Consider the following 18,140-nt stretch of genomic DNA (forward strand, 5'->3'; position numbering starts at 1 on the left):
GAGATGGCCCATCGCGACGAGCCCGAGGAGCCGATCCCCATCGTGGAGCTGCGCCCCGTGCCCGAACCGGCGCGGCCCCCGATCCAGGCGCGCGCCATGCAGACCCCCGCGGGAGAAGCGGAGGTCTACGAGGCGCTGATCCTGGGCACGCGGGACTACGTCAGGAAGAACCATTTCGAGCACGTGGTGCTCGGGCTTTCCGGAGGCATCGATTCCGCGCTCACCGCTTCGGTGGCCGTGGACGCGCTGGGTGCTGAGAACGTGACGGGCGCCTATATGCCCTCCGGCTTCAGCGCGAAGGAAAGCGAGGCCGACGCGGCCGCCCTCGCGAAGAACCTGGGCTTCCCGATGCTCACGCTGCCGATCGGCGAGGAGATGGAGGCCTACCGGAAGTCGCTGGCGGCGGCGTTCGAGGGACGGCCGGAGGACGTGACCGAGGAGAACATCCAGTCGCGCATCCGGGGCAACTTCCTGATGGCCCTGTCGAACAAGTTCGGCTGGCTGGTGCTCACCACCGGCAACAAGAGCGAGTACGCCACCGGCTACACGACGCTCTACGGCGACATGGCCGGCGGATTCGCGGTGTTGAAGGACGTGCCGAAGACGCTGGTCTACGCGCTCGCACGCCATCGGAACGCGCGGGCAGCGGGAGCCTGGATTCCGGAGCGCACGATCGAGCGCCCGCCCACCGCGGAGCTTCGTGCGGGGCAGCTCGACACCGACTCCCTTCCGCCCTACGACGTGCTCGATCCGATCCTGCGCGCCTACGTCGAGGAGGACTGGGAGGTGGACCGCATCGTGGCGATGGGCTACGACCGCGCGCTGGTGCAGCGCATCATCCGCATGGTGGACAAGGCCGAGTACAAGCGCCGCCAGGCACCACCGGGGATTCGCATCACGCCGCGCGCGCTGGGCAAGGATCGCAGGCTTCCGATCACGAACGGGCATCAGAGCTGGAGAGATTGACAGGTATCGCTGGTTTCACACTCGCTAGCGGCGGTGAAATCATGGACAGCTGTCGCGGAATTCACACGCTCCGGCGAGGGTGAACGTGGACCGCTGTCGCGACTCTATCGCCCCGCAGTAGCGTCCTTGTTCAACCAATCTCTCGCGAGATCGATATCCTCCTGCCCCAGCGCGTGTCCCGTGTCGCTCCATTGGAGCGTCACGTCGGCGCCCGCGCCGCGTAGCAGCTCGGCCCACTTCTCGCTGGCGTAGGGACGTACCAGCGGGTCGTTGCGCCCCGCGCCTAGGTAGACGCGCTTCCCCGCAAGCACGGGCGGCGCTTCCGGCGTGAAGGGGGTCATGCCCCGCAGGAGGATCGCCGCCTCGAGCAGATCGGCGTGGAGCAGGAGCAGCGCGCCCGCGATGTTCGCCCCGTTCGAGAATCCCACCGCGACCATCGGTCGCCCGGCGATCCCGTAGCGGTCGCGGGCCGCCTGGATGAACTGCGCCAGCTCGTCGGCGCGGTGCTTCAGGTCCTCCTCATCGAAGACGCCCTCCGCGATCCGCCTGAAGAATCGAGGCGCCCCGTTCTCGAGAACCCGGCCGCGTGGCGAGAGGAGGGCCGCGCCGGGCGCGAGGTAGGGTCCGAGCGGGAGCATGTCGTCCTCGTCCCCTCCCGTCCCGTGCAGGAGCAGGAGAACGAGCGGCGATCCGTTGGGCTCGGGAGGCACGAAGCGGTGATGAAAGAGCGACAGAGGGTCGACGGCGTGCATGGATTCGGGCGGCCTGTGTTCGGGGTTCGGGTTGTGGAACCGAACGGGCGTGATCCCTCGGTCCCGGGTCGAGGCGATTCGATGCGGCGAACGGCCGGTGCGGCGACGGCTAGCGGAGAATTGTAATCGATGCGGCGGGGGGACGCACGCCCGACGGGACGAGGAGGCGCGCCCAGTAGCGTCCCGAGGCGGCGGGACGGCCCCGATCGTCGCGGCCGTCCCATCGGACGCGCAGGGCGTCCCCCTCGGCACGCAGCGTGCGGACGAGGCGTCCGCGAACGTCGGTGATCGCGATCCGGATCGCGCCGCCGGCCGAACCCGCCGAGCCCGCCGAGCCGGCCTCGCCCGCCCCGCCGGAACGCCCGCGCGCCAGCGCGACGGCGCTCCGGGACGCCTCCACCCAGACGGCGCCCGAGGATGGATTCGGCGCGACACGGAGCGCGGGGACGGCCGGCGCGGGAGCCGTCGCCACCGCGACGGCCGAGATCGCGGCCGTGCCGCTCTTCAGCACGAGCAGCCGCGCGCCGTCGCTCACGACCAGGTCGGGCAGAAATCCGGGCATGTCGCGGAAGCGCAGCGACGTGGCCGACGTCGCCCAGCTCGAGTGCAGCGCCCGCTCGAGCCCTCCCGACGCGCCCCAGGATTGAACGCGCGAGACGTTGACCGGCTGCGTGTAGGGCGGCGGGGCTCCGGGCTGGATCTTGTCGAGCTCGGAGGCCGCGGGAGCACGAAGCAGGGCGACGCCGCCGCCCGCCATCGCAACGCCCAGCGTCCCGGTCCACGCGCTCGCGATGCCCACGGCCGATCCCGCGGTCTGCTGGGCGAGCACGAGCGCGGGGGGTTGTCCTCCGCGGGGCGCGCGCACGATCTGCACGCCTCCCGGGCCCGTGGCCACGGCCACGTAGGCGCTGTCGCCGGTGTTGGCCACCCAGGCGAGATCGCGCGCGAGCGCGGCACCCCACATCCCGGAGAGGGCGACGTTGCCGCGCGGCGAGAACGTGACGGAGGCCGGAGCGCCCACGGCGAACGAAAGCCCGTAGAACGCGACGCCGCCGCTTCCGTCCGCGAGCGCCATCTCGGGAGACGATCCTCCGCGCAGCTCCAGGTCGAGCGCGCTCCCCTGCGTCGGGAGGGCGCCGGCGGCGTAGGGCACCCCTCCGAGGGAATCGATCGCCGCCTCGAGGTCCACGGCGACCACGCCCGCGCCGGTTCCGGCGATCACGAGGGCGGGATCGTAGGTCGCCGCGACGGGAACCGATCCGGTGTCGGCATCGGCGACCAGGGCGACGTGGCGTCCCGTCGCCGTGCGCACCCACGCGGCGTCGGTCGCGAAGCCGGGCGTCGGGATCACGCGCAGGATCCGATCGTCGATCCCGTTTCCGTCCGTGTCGAAGAAGTCGCTCCAGTCGCCGAAGGGCGGATCTTCGACGGTGCGCAGGTCGAGCAGCATCAGCCCCCCGCGCCCCGCGGCGAGGAGGCCGAGGTCCAGGGTGTCACCGCCCGTGGTGACGAACCCGGGAAGGATGGAGAGCGCGGCCGCGTACGAGGGAATCCGGATCGTGCCGACGACCCGGTCGTCGCCGCCGTCGCCGTTGCCGTCGATCATCCCGATCGAGTCGGTCGCGGTCGTGCGAATCACGCGCACGCCGTCCTCTCCGGAAGGGACCAGCCAGTAGCCGCGCGTGGCCAGGAGCGCCGCACCGTCCCGCCCGGCGGCGGCGGCCGAGAGCACGGTGAGCCCCGCCGGCACGAGGGCGGTCGGCAGCGAGTCGGGAAGCGAGGCGCTCGACAGGGCGAAGCCGGAGGCGTTGGAGACGCCGCCGGCGCCGGTGACGCTGAGCTGAACCGCGTTCCCGTTGCCCGCGTAGGAGCGCGCGGGGATCGTGGTCGGCACGTTCACCGTGACCGTGCCGCCCGCCGGAAGCGGGACGCTGGCCGGGGGAGACCCGCCGGCGAACAGGCCGCCCGCGTTGTTGGGGTCGGGATTGAACCGCCCCCCCGTGAGGAGGACCGTCTCCGCGGTGCCGGTCGTGGAGTGGACCTGGAACGAGACCGAGCCGGAGGAGCCCGACGCGGCCGACCAGGTCGAGGGCGAGGGCCACACTTCCGGGCGGCCGTCGCTCGCGGCCTGGATCGAGGCCCCCACCTTGGCCAGGTGGGCCCCGCCGGGATCGGCGAGGATGTCGATCGAGAGGGATGAGGTCCCCACCGACAGCGCCGGCACCGTGACGTTGATCGTCACCGAGGCGATGCTGTTCGCGGGAACGGAGAGCACGCCGCTCGAGGGCGAGAGGGTCGCGAGAAACGCGCCGCCGCTCGTCGCCGACCAGGCGACGTTGACGAGCGAGCCGTTCGCGCGCAGCGTCAGGGTGAGGGGGCGCGTGACCCCGGGAGCGATCACGGCGCTCGGGAGGAGTGCCGTGATCCGCGACGGCGGGATCCAGTCGGTCGCGCGCGCCGCGCGCGGAACCCCGGCCAGGGCGAGCGCGACGACCGCGCAGGCGAACGCCCGCCCGGCCGCGCGGGCCCCCATGCGAGCCCCAAGATGAAGAAGGGGGCCGGCGATCGGCGCCGGCCCCCCGGTGCAGCGACGAGTCACGAGACTGCCGTTTCCTTCACGCGATCACTTGAGAATCGTGACGCGCGCGTCCTGATGCCACGATCCCGACTCCATCCGGGCGAAGTACGTGCCCGAGGCGACGGTGCGACCGGCCACGTCCCGACCATCCCACAACGTCGTGTGCGGCCCGGCTTCCATCACCTTGCCGTCCACCAGGGTCCGCACGAGGCGGCCCGTCACGTCGAAGATGTTCAGGCGGACCGCCGCGTTCCCGGCGTTCCGCGGAATCACGAAGAGGAACTTCGCGACCGGGTTGGCCGGGTTGGGGCCGCTGTTGGCGAAGAAGAACTGATCCGGATCGATGGTCCGGCCCGCGATACGGGCCGCCGCGGCCGGCGGCGTGGTGACCGACGCGCTCAGCACGTAGGTCGACGGAACGCGAACCTGCGGAACCGGAGTCGTGAGACCCGAGCTCCGGAAATCGGTGACCTGGATCGTGAACTTCCGGGCGTTCTTGGAATTGCCCGGATTCGGCGGCGCCGTGAAGACGACCCGCGGATTCAGCCCGGTGAAGTCGTCGTTGAACGCCACGATGTCGCCGTTCGAATCGTAGAGGAACATCACCAGGTCGGTGTTGTTGTTGCCGTCCTGGCCGGTGGCCGTCGCGCTCGCGTCGATGATGTCGCCCGGCTTGGCCATGAGCGAGTAGAAGTCCTGGTCTCCGGCGGGCGAATAGGTCTCGGGACGATTGGTGACCGTCCCCGGAAGCACCTTGGCCTCGTTCAACCGACCGTTCGGCTCGTCGACGTCCTCGCTCAAGCCGAGAATCGTGACCGCCGACGTGAGGCTCCGGTGGCCGTTCTTGTCGAGCGCCTGCGACGACCAGATGGTCGCGGGCGTGGTCGCCGGGCTCGGCGAGAGGTGCATCGCGGTGTTCCCCGCGCCGGCGGTGTCGCGGTCGGCGTAGGAGAACGGGCTCCGCTGGATCAGGAACACCTGGTCGAGCGAGTTGTGCGGCAGAGCGAAACCGTCCGACCGCTTGTCGCTCGGCGGCAGGTAGGTGAATTCCGTCTGCGTCGCGCGGCGGTTCGCGCCCAGGCCCGTCGGCGCCACGATCGGCGCGTCAGCCGCGTTCGGGAGCTGGCAGGTCATGTCGACCGCGAGGTTGCGGTCGATCAGGACCGAGACCGCGCCCGCCAGCGTGATGCGGTACGAATTCGCAAACAGCCCCTGGTCCAGACCCGTGAAGTCCATCCGGAGGAACGGGAAGTTGAACGGGAAGCCCGGAACGGACTGTGACGGGAACTGGAGCACCCAGAAGAAGGTCTGGTTCGGGGTGCTCACGGGGATGTTCAGCGGGACGATGTTGTTCCCGTTCGGGTTTCCGTTGTATGGGGCCTGGCTGAAGAGCGGATTCGCGATGTCCGGTCCGCCGGTCAGCGGATTCATCGGGCAGAGCTTGGCGCTCAGGAATTGCGCCGGCACCCCGTTGAACGTGAACGACGGGAAGTTGACGCTGGAGATCGTGTACGGACCCTCGAACGGCGGGTCGAAGCGGACCGCCAGGTAGCCCGTGTTGCCGAACGTCACGATGTTCTCGAACGACCCGTGCTGCGCGATGATCACGCGTCCCGGGAACGTGTTCGTGACGAAGTTGATGCCCGGGGTGTTCGCGGCCGCGTTCACCGTCACGGGATCGAAGCTGTTCGCGAGATCGGTGAAGCCGTTCCCGCTCTCGTTGGCTCCGTTCCAGAACTCCGGCTCGAAACCGATGTCGAGGCCGTTGTAGGGGCCGCCGATGTTGGCGTCGGCCGCGATGGTGTTCACGCCGTCGAGCGGCACGATCCGCACGGCGTACGTGCCCGGAGGCAGCCCGTGGATCGTGTACTCGCCCTGGCCGTTGCGAAGCGTCAGCTCGCCCGAGATGGCGCTGATCGAATGCGCCGCATCGGGAGCCGCCAGATTGTAGGCCTCGACGTGCGCGCCGAAGAGGGCCGCGCTGTTGAAGCCGTTCAGCACGGTGCCGCTGATCGTCCCGGTCGTGGCATTGAAGTCGACGCCGTCGGCCGAGAGTCCGCGATCCGCCGACTCCGGAAAGATCGTGGAGATCCCCGCTTGGTCGTCCAGCTCCAGGGTGCGCTGGCTGATGTCGTTCGAGATGAACGGCACCATGGTCGCGCCCGCGACGCTGGTGTGATCGAGGCCGAAGTAGTGGCCGTATTCATGCGTCAGGACCGCCTGGAGATCGACGCTCGTCTGCCCGGCGGGGGCCGGCGTCAGACCCGGCGAGGAGATCGAGGCGAAGAACTCGTGGTCGTTGAACACGAGGTCCGCGTCCAGCGTGTGGCCGTTCGAAAGGTCGACCACGGAGCGGACGAACGCGATGACGCCGCTGCCGACCGCGAAATTCGCGCCCGGCGTGTCGAAGAACATGCTGTTCTGCCCGTCGAACGACAGCTTGGGAAGCGAATCGGTGGCCCCGAACTGATGCGGGTTCACCGTGAAGTACGAGGTGTTGACGTTCTCCCAGTTCTTCGCCGACTGGATCACCGTCGCCAGCGCGTCGGTCGAGGAGATGTCGGTGTTGGTGGGATCGATGACGCTGTTCAGCGGTAGCTCGGAATCGAACCAATGGGCCTGGACGACGGGTGAGGAAGCGTCCGCCTGGCGGGCCAGACGGATGAACGCCGCGGCCGGATTCGCCAGCGTGAGCGCGAGCGCTCCGAAGACGAGCACGGCGGCGGCGATGCGAAATCGAGTCGAGTTCATGGCGTCGCTCCTCCGTTACTCGGTCTGGGGTGTGGGATCGACCTGCACCTTGCCGGCCTCGTTCAGGTCGGTGCGGATGCCGTCGAGGAAGGACTGAAGCGGCATGTCGGGCGACGCCTTGGCGGCGTCGGACGTTTTGCCGAACGCGTCCATGAGAACCGTCCCGTCCAGCTCGTTGCGAACGCGCTTCGCGCCGTTCTCGTCCTGCGACACCGTGTACTTGCCCTGCTGCAGGCCCATGACCCACGGGTAGCCGGCCTTGTCCTTCTGCGTCAGGAACACGACGACCTCGTCGCCCTTCTTGAAGGTAGGCATGCCGGGGACGATCGACGCGATGTTGTTCACCACGCCGCCCAGCTGACGGATCGTGATCACGTCGTCCTTGTGGGAGCCCTTGACCGGATCGAGGACGCGAAGGGTGACGTAGGTGTAGATCTCCTTGTTCACGTCGTAGCGGGCGACCTGGTCCTCGACCCGCGCCATGACGACGGCGTCGGAATTCCTGGCCAGATCTTTCAGCGACATCTTGGTGACGGTGGTGGCGTACGCGGTGCTCGTGCCCACGAGGGCGAGAGCGGCGAACGCGACCAGGGCCCATCGGCTTGCGCGATTCATCGCCTTGTCTCCTGCGGTGACTCCATGCGGCGCCGGGACGGATGCGATCCCCGCGCGTCGCGGTGAGATGAAGGCATGGAACTGCTGACCGGGAACAATGCGGGTAACGTCGTCTGTGCCGGCTCTCACCCCCCTGCATCCGGCCCAGGCGGGCCGGGATCGGCTGCGGAACCCCGGTGTCGGAGGCGCATGCTCCGGAGCGGCAGGGCGCCGCCCGAGGAAACACGCCGATGTGTCGACGAGAAGGCGTAATTATACCATTTTGAATACCTTATGTCAACGGGGTGAATTGACCCGGAGGCTCGAACGGCTGCCCTCCGGCGACCTTAGAGGGGCCAGGGAGCGATTCGGATGGGACGCAACGGGCCGGAGGGGTCGGAAAGGAAGGCGTCGGGATTTCCCTCGGCGTTCAGCCACTCGGTGGAGAGGTACCCCATCCCCAGACCCTCCCCCGTTCCCGGCTCCTGCGCCGCGCTCGTCAGGAATCCTGCGGGGGCGCCCTCCGCAAGGATCGGGGTTCCCTTTGCGGGGTCCGAGCCGGGCCAGGAAAACCGGAAGCCGGCGCGGCGGCGGCGGACCTGGCCGCGATTGGAGGTTCGCGCCACGACCTCCTGGCCGACGTAGCACCCCTTCGTGAAGGAGATTGCACCGGGAAGGTCGAGCTCGGTGGCGATGCGGTCCAGATCGAAATCGGCGCCCGCGAGCGGGATCCCCGCCGCGATCCGCCACGCGCCCGCCGCCTCAGGCGCGGCGCAAGGCGGCAATTCCGCTCCGTCCGGAAGCAGGAGAAAGGAAAGCGGCTGGCCGGCGATGGCCGTCGCGCCCGGAGCCTGCGCGGCCAGGGAGGCCAGCAGGCGGCTCCGGTTCGGTCCGGCGACCCCGACGATGCGCGGCACGGCGGCCGGACCCTCGAACTCCACGTCCTCCATGATCCGAAACCGCTCGAGATGGGGGCGGAGCGCTTCCGCCGAGGCCGCATCGGCGAGGACCCAGGCGTCGGCGCCCGAGGCGGCGACCGCGACCCACGCGTGCGCGACCGGGCGCCCCTTCTCGGTCAGGAAGAGCGTCTCGGCCGCGCGGTCCGGGCCCGCGGAATCCAGGTCCTGGGTCGCGGTACCTTGGAGGAACTCGCGCGTGTCGGCGCCGGACAGGCGAAGGACGCGCCAGCCGCCCAGGTCGAGGGCGGCCGCGTCCTCGCGCAGGGCGCGGTAATCGTCGCTGGGGGATGGCATGGCGTGAAGAATAGCATCCCTCGAAAAAGGCCCTTGACGCGGAGGCCACTAAATCGTATATTTACGATTAACGATATGCGAGAGGAGGCCCGATGAAGACTCTACCGCTCACGCCGGCCCGTCGACGACCGCTGCCGCGCTCGCGCCGCACGGGAGCTCCCACGGACGTGGAGCTCGCGCGCCTGGCCAAGGCTCTGGGGCATCCGGCCCGGGTCGCCATCGTGAGGCTCTTGCTGGGCAGGAAGGAATGCATCTGTGGCGACATCGTCGAGAGGCTGCCGCTCGCCCAGGCCACGGTGTCGCAGCATTTGAAGGTTCTCAAGGATGCGGGCTGGATTCAGGGAAGCATCGACGGCCCGCGCGTCTGCTACTGCGCCCGTCCCGAGACGGGCCGCAAATTCCTGGAGCTCGCGCAAGCGCTGGCGGCCCGGGAGGAAGGAGAGGAGTCATGAGCGCCACGAACGACATTCGCGATACGGTGCGGGAGCGCTACGGAGCGCTGGCCGAGGGAGCCGACTGCGGCTGCGGATGCTCCACGGGATCGGTCCCCTGCTGCTCCACCGACGCCCAGGCCATGGCCACGCTGGGCTACACCGCCGAACAGCTCGCCGCGATCCCCGAGGGGGCGAACCTGGGGCTTGGATGCGGCAATCCGCTCGCGCACGCCGCCGTGAAGGCGGGCGAGACGGTGCTCGATCTGGGTTCCGGCGCCGGCATCGACGCCTTCCTCGCTTCGCGCGAGGTGGGGGCCGAGGGGCGCGTGATCGGCGTGGACATGACGCCTTCCATGGTCTCCCGGGCGCGCGAGAACGCCGCCAAGGGCGGCTACCGGAACGTCGAGTTCCGCCTGGGCGAGATCGAGAACCTCCCCGTGGCCGACGGCTCGGTGGACGCGATCATCTCGAACTGCGTCATCAACCTGTCTCCCGACAAGCCGCGCGTCTTCGCCGAGGCGTTCCGCGCGCTCAAGCCGGGCGGCCGCCTCGTGGTGAGCGATCTGGTGCTGACGCGGCCTATTCCCGACGCGGTCCGGAAGTCGATCGAGGCCTACGTCGGCTGCATCGCCGGAGCCTCCTCCCGCGAGGACTATCTGCAGCTGGTGCGGGAAGCGGGATTCGCCGATGTGACGGTGCTCGAGGAGCGGGGCTACGGACAGGACGGTCCTCTCCCGACCGTGGTGATCGAAGAGAGGGCCTGGGATGCCGTCGCGTCCGTGAAGGTGCGTGGGGTGAAGGCGGACCGATAGCGGCGTCCTCCTGCTACGCGCTCTTGTGCGCCACGGCGCGCTGCCCTGAATCCCCCTCGCCGCGCGAGCGGATCCAGCGCTCCAGGCGCTCCGGCGTGCCCAGGTCGAGCCAGCCGCACGGTGGCACGGCGAGAAGGCGGAGATGGGGCGCGGATCGCTGGAGCACGTCGTGCGAGAAGTCGACGTGGGGCAGCGCCTCATAGGCGCGCGCCAGCGCCGCGGGATCGGGCGCGGCACCGGGCACCCGCTCCTCGGTGACGCGGGCGAGCGAGGCCAGCAGCGCCGGCGCCGCGGTCTGGAAGAGCGCGAGCAGCGCGCGCCCGCGCGCCACGACGATGAAGCTGCTGACCGAGGCGCCGGAGCGGTACAGCTCCCGCGCCGCGCGCGGCGTCGGCTTTTCCACGAAGGAGACGATCGGCCGAGTCCCGTCCTCTTCCGCCTCGCCTCCGACGATCCATCCGTAGTCGGGCTCCGGACCCTGCGGCGCCATGCCCAGGAGCACGACGCGGCGGCCGCGCTCCACGACCGACACGGCGTGCGCCAGGGAGCATGCCAGCGTCGGCTCGTCGGCCACGTACTGATCGGCGGGCAGAACGACCACCACGGCGTCGCGGCTCTTGCGCAGGACGCGGAGCAGAGGAAGCAGGATCCCGGCCCCGGTTCCGCGGTTCGCCGGCTGCACGATCATGCCGGCGGCCATCGAGCCCGGGACCAGGTCCCCCCACCACTCGCGATGATGCGCGGCAACGACGGTGAGGATGTGAGCGGGCCGGGTGATCCGCCTGGCCCGGTCGAGCGCCCACCGAAGCATCGGCCCCGCGTCTCCGGGGCTCCAGTATTGCTTGGGAAGGGGCCGTCCACGCGCATCCGTGGTCAGGCGGCGCACGCGCTCCCCGTCACCGGCAGCCAAGACGATCGCCCATCGGCGCGAGGCCATTCCGCGACATCCTCCCCATGGGAAGTTGACGCTTGGGATCGATGCACGAGGCATGCCGCATGCGGGGCACCCGGGGGGCTCGGCGGAACCCGGGCGCGCGAGCGGGCTTAGGGCCCGTCGCGGCCCGACTGCGCGCGCGCTTCGCGCGCGCGGAGTTCTGTCAGCCTGTCAGGCAAACCGGGCGGTTATGGCAGGGATTCGCGCACGGAGGCGCGCCCGTCCGCGTCGTAGGCGATGACGCTGTGCACGGGCAGTGCGGGGTCGACCTTGGACCGGCCGTCGAGGAACGAGAGCTCGACGAGAAACGCGAAGCCCGCCGGCTCGCAGCGGATCGCCCGCACCAGGTCGAGCGCGGCGCGGGCGGTGCCGCCGGTGGCCATCACGTCGTCGGCGATCACGACGCGCGTGCCCGCGGGCACCAGGTCGCGGTGGGTCTCCAGGCAGGCGCGGCCGTATTCCAGGTCGTACTCCTCGCGATGGGCAGAGGCCGGGAGCTTCCCTTCCTTGCGGGCCAGCAGGAGTCCCGCGTTCCAGCGCGCCGCCAGCGCCGCCGCGACCAGGAACCCGCGCGCCTCGATACCGAGCACCATCGCGGGGGGCGCTTTGTCGAAGGGCGCGGCCAGCGCGCGCACCGCCCGGGCCCACGCGGGACCGTCCGCCCAGAGCGGTGTCAAGTCGCGGAAGAGGATGCCCTTCTTCGGCCAGTCGGGCACGTCGCGCACCCAGGCGGTGAGCGGGGCATCGGCGGAATCGGGCGGGTTCCAGTTCACGCGCGCCAACGTAGCGCCCCAGTCCCCGCGCGGCAACACCTACAATCGGCGCCATGCACGTCCTGGTCTCGGGCTCGAGCGGATTTTTGGGAGGCGCGCTGATGCCGCGCCTGGCCGCGGCGGGACATCGCGTGTCGCGGCTCGTTCGATCGCGCGGCGGCAGCGGCGACGCCCGGGGCGCCGCGAGAGGTCCCGGCGCGACGGAGGTCCGCGCGTGGGCGCCCGACACCGACGCGCTCGACCCCCGCGTGTTCGAGGGGATCGACGCCGTGATCCACCTGGGCGGCGCCAGCATCGGCTCGGTCTGGACGTCCCGGCGCAAGGAGCTGCTCCGGACCAGCCGCATCCGCACGACGCGCCTTCTGGCCGAGCGGATCGCGTCGTCCGCGCCGCGCCCCTCGGTGTTCGTGCACGCCTCCGCCGTCGGCTACTACGGCGACCGGGGCGACGAGATCCTCACCGAGGCCAGCGCCCCGGGGCGGGGCTTCCTGGCCGATCTTTGCCGCGACTGGGAGGCGGCCTCGATGCCGGCGCACGACGCCGGCACGCGGGTCGTCCGCGTCCGCGCCGGGCTGGTGCTGAGCCCGCGCGGCGGCGTGCTGCCGGTGATGCTGCGCCCGTTCCGGCTCGGCCTGGGGGGACGCCTGGGCAGCGGACGCCAGTGGATGCCCTGGATCGCGCTCGAAGACGCGGTGGGGGTCTACCTGCGCGCGCTCGAAGACGGTGCGCTGACGGGCGGCGTGAACGCGGTCGCGCCGGAAGCGGTCACGAACGCGGAGTTCACGAGGGCGCTGGCCCGCGCGGTCGGGCGCCCCGCGTTCGTCACCGTGCCGGCGTTCGCCTTGGCGATGCTGCCGGGCGGGATGGGGAAGGAGACGCTGCTCGCGAGCGAGCGCGTCGTTCCGGCCGCGCTCCAGGCCGCGGGATTCCAGTTCGAATCCCCTACCCTCGAGACGGCCCTCGCGGCGATTCGCGGAGGGGGCCCATGAGCACGACCGGCCCGCTGGGTCCCGTCCTCGCCGGCGAGCCCCCCTTCGGCTCGAGCGAAACCGCGAACGCGGTCAGCGTGGTCGGCTCGCCGGCGCTCTCCAGCCGGAGCACCGCGGCGCCGTGCTCGTCGGGATGGATCACGCCCAGGCTGGTGGGCGAGAGCCCGCGCAGCGCCCACAGCTGGAAGCTCTGACTGTCGGGAGCCGCGGCGTTCGTGAGCACGATCACGGCCCTACGGGACGCGGGATCGTAGACCGCGCGCCCGCGGATCCCGGAAGTCTCCCCCGCCAGTGGCGCCGGCGGCGCCAGGTCGGCGACGCGCGCGATGGGCGAGGCGAGCACGCCGCTCCACTGCCGCTCCACCGCGAGGTCGCGAGCGGTGCTGTTCAGGTCCGCCTCGCGCGCGCGGAGGATCGCGCGCAGGCGCCCGGTCGATTCGTAGAACGTGCCCGAGCTGACGAGCAGGATCGCGGCCGCGATCCATCCCGTCCACGCGAACCACCCCGGCCGCCCCTTGCGCGGGAGGCGGAGGACCTTGGCGCCCTCGGCGCCGGAGCCGCCGGAGACGGCCGCTCCACGCTCACGGGTGCCGGGCTGGGGCGCGCCCTCTTCGGAAGAAAGCGCCGCGAACGCCCGCTCACGCAATCCGGGCAGAGGAAGCACGCGGGGGGCCGAAGCCGCGAGCAGCGTCGCGCCGTAGCCGAACTCGCGGAGCGCGGTCTCGCATTCCGCGCACCCATCCGCGAGATGCGCCTCCAGCCGCTTCCGGTCCTTCTCCTCGATCGTCCCGAGCGCGTAGGCCGCGCACAGCTCGACCATCTCCTCCTTGTGCGCGCTCACGCCCACTCCTCGCTGGGCAAGAGCTCGCGCAGGCGTGCCAGCGCCTGCCGCGTCCAGGAGCGGACCATGACGGCGGGAGCGTTCATGCGGCCCGCGATCTCCGGAGTCGAGAGGCCGTCGAAGAAGGACGATTCCAGGACGCGCCGGTGCTTGGGCTCCAGGGCGCCGAGGGCACGCCGCACCCGCTCGGCCAGCTGACGTCGTCCCGGCGAATCGTCGGGATCGTCGGCGTGGGCGGCGCCCGCGTCGAAGTCGCCGGCGCCCCGGCGGCCCGAGACCGCGCCGGCTGGCACGCGCCTCACCGCGCAGGCGCGCGCGATCCCGAGGAGCCACGCGGCCACCGTGCCTCGGTTCGGGTCGTAACCCCGCGCCTCGCGCCAGGCCCGCGTCCACACCTCGACGAGCGCCTCGTCCGCCTCGTTCCGGTCACCGGTGATGCGCACCAGCAAGGGGTAGAGAAGCGGCGTGTAGCGGTCGTACAGGGCCGCGACCGCGTCGCGATCCCCCTCCTGAACGCCTCGGATCCGCTCGAAATCGCTCTCGCTCATGGCGTCGCACCTTACCCGATGCCCCCTTCGCGGACAACGTCCGGCGCGCGTGCTAGGCTTTTCCCATGGCTGGGAAGCGGCTCCTCATCCTCGGCGGCGGCTTCGCGGGGCTCGACGTGGCGCGGGCGATCGGCCGCTCGCGGTCCGCGCGCGAGTACTGGGACACGCTCCTCATCGACAAGGAGAACTTCTTCCAGTTCAACCCGCTCCTTCCCGCCGTGGCGGTCGGCTCGGTCGAGACGCGCCACATCGTCTACCCGCTTCGGGAGATGGCGCGCCACCGGCACATCCGTTTCCACAAGAACAAGGCGGTCCGGATCGATCTGGACCGGAAGCTGGTGGCGCTGCACAACAGCCTGGCCGAGCCCTACGACACGCTGGTCGTCGCCATGGGCAGCGTGACCAACTACTACGGCGTCCCCGGCGCCGAGCGGTACACGCGCCCCTTCAAGACGATCGCCGACGCCATGACGCTCCGCGCGCGCGTGGTCGAGCTGTTCGAGATGGCCGAGCAGGCCGAGACGCTGGAGAAGCGGCGGCGCCTGCTCTCGTTCGCGCTGGTCGGGGGAGGCGTCACGGGCGTGGAGGTCGCGGCCGAGCTGATCGAGATGGCGCGCGAGACGCTGCTCCCGCGCTACCCCAGCATCCGCGCCGGCGACATCTCGGTCGTCGTGATCGAAGGGGGCGACCGCGTGGTCCCGACGGCGCGCCCCGAGCACTCGCGCTACATCCTCCGGTTCCTCGAGCGGCGCGGCGTGAAGGTGCTGCTCCAGACCCCGGTGCGCCGCGTCGAGCCCTACCGCGTCTTCGCCGGCGACGACCGGCGCATCGACGCCTTCACCATCATCTGGACGGCCGGCGTGCACCCGCCCGACCTGGTGCGCGACCTCCCCGTGCGCCACCACCGGGACGGCCGCGTGCTGGTGGACGACCAGCTGCACCCCGCGCGCGAGGACGGCACCCCGCTCCCCGACGTCTACGTCCTCGGCGACTGCGCGGCCTCGCCCCGGCCGGACGGCACGATGCAGCCCGCGCTCTCGCAGACTGGCATCGCGATGGGGGCCTTCACGGGAAGGCAGCTGGTGCGCGCGGCCGAGGGGAAGCCGTCCGAGCGCTTCGCGTTCAAGGATGCGGGCTACATCATCTCGCTGGGCAAGCACTCCTCGGTGCTGGAGCTGTTCGGGATCCCGCTCTCCGGCAAGATCGCCTGGCTCCTCTGGGCGGGGGCCTACCTGGTCAAGATGGTCGGATTCCGGAAGCAGCTGGAGGTCGGAATCGACCACCTCTCCCACCTCTTCTTCGAACACGACACGTCGCAGATCCTGGCGCGCCGGGCCGTCCTCTCCGACGACGAGCTGAACCTCTCCCTGGCCGAGCCGGGCCGGGACGGCCCCGAGGGGGCCGATTCCGAGGCCCAATCCGGGGGATCGGGGGCGGTCCCGCAGGCATCCAAACCGCCGGGAGCCCTGGTCACAACTCCGGCCGAAACCCGTAGGCGTGAATAGGGGTACCACCTACTATGTCCGGACCGCATCACGGTTTCGGGCCCATCATCATGGATGAGGAGGAGGAATCCGAATGAAGCGAATCAGTCTGATTCTCACGTTGGCGATCGCGGTGGCGTGCCTCACGACGGTCGCCCTCGGCATCGCCATGGCCGCCGACGTGCACGCCGGGGGCAAGCCGACCACGCTGAGCGGCGAGCTGGTGGACATGGGCTGCTACATCGGGCACATGGCCAAGGGTGAGAAGCACTCCGACTGCGCAGCCAAGTGCGTTTCGGGCGGGATGCCGATGGGCGTCCTGACCTCCGCGGGCAAGCTCTACCTGCTCACGATGGACCACGCGAATCCGGACGCCTACAACAAGGCCAAGGACTTCGCCGGCAAGCAGGTCAAGATCACGGGCCCAACCCACGTCCGGAACGGCATCAACACGATCGACGTCGTCTCGGCCGAAACGGTGGCGATGGCCAAGTAGCGCAGCATCCCGTCGCGCGGGCGGACCGCGGTTCGCCCGCGCACGGACCCTCCCAGACTACGGCGTACACCCCCTCTTCCGAAGCCGTCCAGGTATCCTGAGGTGGTATTCCCGCCGGTCCCCCCGGACCGGATGCGCGGCGCCGCCCCCTCCGCTACTCTTCCCTTCATGAAACCACTCCCCCGGAAACACCTCATCGCGGTAGCGGCATTGTTGGTATTGGTGGCGGCGGCCCCGCCGCCCGCCCCGAAGGGACCGAAGAAGCAGGTCACCGTGACGGGCGAGATCCTGGACATGGGATGCTTCATCTCGCGCGGGCTGCGCGACGAGCTCCACCGCGAGTGCGCGACCAAGTGCCTCGCGATGGGCGTCCCGATGGGGCTGTTGGCGGCCGACAGCACGGTCTACATCCTGACGCAGAATCACGACCGCGCCATGGAACCGACGGGGTTCCAGCCGCCGGATCCATTCGCCCAGTGCAAGGGATGGGCGGCGAAGCAGGTCGCGATCACCGGATTCGTGTGGGAGCGAAAGGGGTACAAGGAAATCGAAGTGAAGGCGGCTAAGCTGGCACCGGCGCCGCCTGTGAAAGTGCCGTGAGCCTCTCGACTCGCGGCCTGTTTCCTCTCTCCACGCTCCCCGCTTCGTGGCGGCGCCTCCTCGTCGGGGGCGCCGCGTTGCTTCTGGTGTCCGTGACGCCGCCTCCGGTTGCGCGCGCGCAGGAGACCACCCAGCAGTGCCTGGACCACTCCAAGGAGGCCGCGGCCGAGGCCAAGAAGGCGCTGGCCGCTTCCAAGAAGGACGGGGCCAGGGTGGCCGCGGCACCGGCGCCGGCCGTGACCCCCGCCCCCAAGGCCACCGCTTCCAAACCGAAATCCGCCGCCGCGCCCCGCGGACCCATCAAGCGCACGCTGACCACCCTGCGCGGCGAGCTGGTCGACTACTACTGCTACATCGAGAAGGGCGCCCGCGGGCAGGAGCACAAGGACTGCGCCATGCGCTGTGTCGCCGGGGACATCTGCATGGGTCTTCTGACTCCCGACGATCAGCTGATGATGCTCTCGGTGCAACACCTCCGCGTGATGGAGCCGCTGGCCTGGCGCGGGATCCCCGATCCCTTCACCCAGTGCCGCGGGTTGCTCAACGAGACCGTGGACCTCACCGGCTACGTGATGATGCGGAAGGGACAGAAGATCATCGAAGTGACGGCCGTGAAGGTCGTGAAAGCGCCGCCCAGCCCCAAGAGCGCGGCCTACAAGTTCACGATTCCGACGCCGCCGAAGCCGGGACCGAACGTGGTCCAGCACCACGAAAAGCGCGTTCCGACCACCCTCCGCGGCGAGCTCGTGGACTTCTACTGCTACATCGAGAAGGGCGCGCGCGGACCCGAGCACCGCGACTGCGCGGTGCGTTGCGTGGCCGGCGACGTCTGCATGGGACTCCTGACCACCGACGAGAAGACGCTGATGATGCTCTCGGTGAACCACCTCCGCGCGATGGACCCCAGAGCCTGGCGCGGCGTCCCCGACCCGTTCACCAAGTGCCGCGGGCTCCTCGCGGAAACCGTGGACCTCACGGGATACATCATCGAGCGGCACGGACAGAAGATCATCGAAGTGACCGATGTGAAGGTGGTGCCGAGAAGTTAGGTAGTCCCGGCCCGCAGGCCGGGACAACTTGTACCGTTAGGCACGGCGCCCGAGGATCAGGATCTCTTCTAGGTAGAACCTCAGCGCACCGCCCTCACCCTCGGGGCGAAGAAACTCCCGCATCCCACCCCGCGACCCGACCAACATCCCCCGCACGCGCTCCCTCGTCGCCGCATCCACCGGCATCCGGCCGATCCAGCTCTCGAAATCGCGCGCCTTGCGGAACGCTTCGTCGTGCTCGATCGCCAGCCCGGCTTCATGGAACAGCCGCCGCCACTCCGATGCC

Annotated in this window: 18 protein-coding genes; 8 read left to right on the plus strand and 10 right to left on the minus strand. The window is 70.3% G+C overall.

The genetic code is table 11. From position 1 onward, the window contains the following. On the plus strand, positions 1–966 hold a 966-nt coding region (gene nadE, locus VE326_02550; GenBank protein ID HYJ32074.1), incomplete at its 5' end, for an NAD(+) synthase. Between the two features lie 104 nt (positions 967–1,070). Here the strand turns inward: nadE and VE326_02555 are convergent. The 5 genes from VE326_02555 to VE326_02575 form a co-directional block, all read right to left on the minus strand. Next, entirely contained in the window at positions 1,071–1,718 is a 648-nt protein-coding gene (locus VE326_02555; protein HYJ32075.1) for an alpha/beta hydrolase, read from the minus strand. A 109-nt stretch (positions 1,719–1,827) separates the two neighbouring features. Beyond that, complete coding sequence (locus VE326_02560; GenBank protein HYJ32076.1) at positions 1,828–4,251, minus strand: hypothetical protein; 2,424 nt, start codon at positions 4,249–4,251, stop codon at positions 1,828–1,830. Positions 4,252–4,341: 90 nt separating this feature from the next. Further along, entirely contained in the window at positions 4,342–7,047 is a 2,706-nt protein-coding gene (locus VE326_02565) for a matrixin family metalloprotease (protein HYJ32077.1), read from the minus strand. Positions 7,048–7,062: 15 nt separating this feature from the next. After that, positions 7,063–7,662 carry a hypothetical protein gene (locus VE326_02570; GenBank protein ID HYJ32078.1) on the minus strand — a complete coding sequence of 200 codons (600 nt, stop codon included), beginning with the start codon at positions 7,660–7,662 and terminating at the stop codon, positions 7,063–7,065. 326 nt (positions 7,663–7,988) lie between these two features. Next, complete coding sequence (locus tag VE326_02575; GenBank protein ID HYJ32079.1) at positions 7,989–8,894, minus strand: glycine cleavage T C-terminal barrel domain-containing protein; 906 nt, start codon at positions 8,892–8,894, stop codon at positions 7,989–7,991. A gap of 92 nt (positions 8,895–8,986) precedes the next feature. On the opposite strand from VE326_02575, the gene VE326_02580 reads away from it, so the two are divergent. Both VE326_02580 and VE326_02585 read left to right on the plus strand, forming a co-directional pair. After that, positions 8,987–9,346, plus strand: a complete 360-nt coding sequence (locus VE326_02580; GenBank protein ID HYJ32080.1) for a metalloregulator ArsR/SmtB family transcription factor — start codon at positions 8,987–8,989, stop codon at positions 9,344–9,346. Further along, entirely contained in the window at positions 9,343–10,140 is a 798-nt protein-coding gene (locus VE326_02585; GenBank protein ID HYJ32081.1) for an arsenite methyltransferase, read from the plus strand. Before VE326_02580 ends, VE326_02585 begins: the two co-directional genes overlap by 4 nt. 13 nt (positions 10,141–10,153) lie before the next feature. Here VE326_02585 and VE326_02590 read toward each other — a convergent pair whose 3' ends face one another. Both VE326_02590 and VE326_02595 read right to left on the minus strand, forming a co-directional pair. Continuing rightward, on the minus strand, positions 10,154–11,077 hold the full coding sequence (locus VE326_02590) for a sugar phosphate nucleotidyltransferase (protein HYJ32082.1): 924 nt from the start codon (positions 11,075–11,077) through the stop codon (positions 10,154–10,156). Between the two features lie 185 nt (positions 11,078–11,262). Continuing rightward, positions 11,263–11,847 (minus strand): adenine phosphoribosyltransferase, encoded by a 585-nt coding sequence (locus VE326_02595; GenBank protein ID HYJ32083.1) that lies wholly within the window; start codon positions 11,845–11,847, stop codon positions 11,263–11,265. 53 nt (positions 11,848–11,900) lie between these two features. On the opposite strand from VE326_02595, the gene VE326_02600 reads away from it, so the two are divergent. Then, positions 11,901–12,836 carry a TIGR01777 family oxidoreductase gene (locus tag VE326_02600; protein ID HYJ32084.1) on the plus strand — a complete coding sequence of 312 codons (936 nt, stop codon included), beginning with the start codon at positions 11,901–11,903 and terminating at the stop codon, positions 12,834–12,836. On the opposite strand, the gene VE326_02605 is transcribed toward VE326_02600, so the two are convergent. Together VE326_02605 and VE326_02610 are read right to left on the minus strand one after the other, a co-directional pair. Next, a complete protein-coding gene (locus VE326_02605) occupies positions 12,790–13,677 on the minus strand; it encodes an anti-sigma factor (protein ID HYJ32085.1) in 888 nt (295 codons plus the stop codon). The genes VE326_02600 and VE326_02605 overlap by 47 nt on opposite strands. Next, entirely contained in the window at positions 13,674–14,225 is a 552-nt protein-coding gene (locus VE326_02610) for a sigma-70 family RNA polymerase sigma factor (GenBank protein ID HYJ32086.1), read from the minus strand. The genes VE326_02605 and VE326_02610 overlap by 4 nt, the downstream gene beginning before the upstream one ends. Before the next feature lie 65 nt (positions 14,226–14,290). Here VE326_02610 and VE326_02615 point away from each other — a divergent pair, with 65 nt between their 5' ends. The 4 genes from VE326_02615 (at position 14,291) to VE326_02630 (ending at position 17,854) form a co-directional block, all read left to right on the plus strand. Next, positions 14,291–15,730 carry an NAD(P)/FAD-dependent oxidoreductase gene (locus VE326_02615; protein HYJ32087.1) on the plus strand — a complete coding sequence of 480 codons (1,440 nt, stop codon included), beginning with the start codon at positions 14,291–14,293 and terminating at the stop codon, positions 15,728–15,730. 73 nt (positions 15,731–15,803) lie between these two features. Continuing rightward, entirely contained in the window at positions 15,804–16,205 is a 402-nt protein-coding gene (locus tag VE326_02620; GenBank protein ID HYJ32088.1) for a hypothetical protein, read from the plus strand. Between the two features lie 168 nt (positions 16,206–16,373). Further along, a complete protein-coding gene (locus VE326_02625) occupies positions 16,374–16,805 on the plus strand; it encodes a hypothetical protein (protein ID HYJ32089.1) in 432 nt (143 codons plus the stop codon). Then, positions 16,802–17,854 (plus strand): hypothetical protein, encoded by a 1,053-nt coding sequence (locus tag VE326_02630; GenBank protein ID HYJ32090.1) that lies wholly within the window; start codon positions 16,802–16,804, stop codon positions 17,852–17,854. The genes VE326_02625 and VE326_02630 overlap by 4 nt, the downstream gene beginning before the upstream one ends. Before the next feature lie 36 nt (positions 17,855–17,890). Here VE326_02630 and VE326_02635 read toward each other — a convergent pair. Beyond that, positions 17,891–18,140 (minus strand): hypothetical protein (locus VE326_02635; protein ID HYJ32091.1); only part of this gene is annotated, 250 nt, incomplete at its 5' end.

The sequence above is a fragment of the Candidatus Binatia bacterium genome (genome assembly GCA_035631035.1).
Classification (GTDB): domain Bacteria; phylum Eisenbacteria; class RBG-16-71-46; order SZUA-252; family SZUA-252; genus DASQJL01.

Coding starts and splice junctions, on each gene's coding strand:
- VE326_02555 (HYJ32075.1), bottom strand. CDS start 1,718: ATGCACGCCGTCGACCCTCTGTCGCTCTTTCATCACCGCTTCGTGCCT.
- VE326_02625 (HYJ32089.1), top strand. CDS start 16,374: ATGAAACCACTCCCCCGGAAACACCTCATCGCGGTAGCGGCATTGTTG.
- VE326_02585 (HYJ32081.1), top strand. CDS start 9,343: ATGAGCGCCACGAACGACATTCGCGATACGGTGCGGGAGCGCTACGGA.
- VE326_02580 (HYJ32080.1), top strand. CDS start 8,987: ATGAAGACTCTACCGCTCACGCCGGCCCGTCGACGACCGCTGCCGCGC.
- VE326_02615 (HYJ32087.1), top strand. CDS start 14,291: ATGGCTGGGAAGCGGCTCCTCATCCTCGGCGGCGGCTTCGCGGGGCTC.
- VE326_02565 (HYJ32077.1), bottom strand. CDS start 7,047: ATGAACTCGACTCGATTTCGCATCGCCGCCGCCGTGCTCGTCTTCGGA.
- VE326_02600 (HYJ32084.1), top strand. CDS start 11,901: ATGCACGTCCTGGTCTCGGGCTCGAGCGGATTTTTGGGAGGCGCGCTG.
- VE326_02620 (HYJ32088.1), top strand. CDS start 15,804: ATGAAGCGAATCAGTCTGATTCTCACGTTGGCGATCGCGGTGGCGTGC.
- VE326_02560 (HYJ32076.1), bottom strand. CDS start 4,251: ATGGGGGCCCGCGCGGCCGGGCGGGCGTTCGCCTGCGCGGTCGTCGCG.
- VE326_02610 (HYJ32086.1), bottom strand. CDS start 14,225: ATGAGCGAGAGCGATTTCGAGCGGATCCGAGGCGTTCAGGAGGGGGAT.
- VE326_02570 (HYJ32078.1), bottom strand. CDS start 7,662: ATGAATCGCGCAAGCCGATGGGCCCTGGTCGCGTTCGCCGCTCTCGCC.
- VE326_02590 (HYJ32082.1), bottom strand. CDS start 11,077: ATGGCCTCGCGCCGATGGGCGATCGTCTTGGCTGCCGGTGACGGGGAG.
- VE326_02575 (HYJ32079.1), bottom strand. CDS start 8,894: ATGCCATCCCCCAGCGACGATTACCGCGCCCTGCGCGAGGACGCGGCC.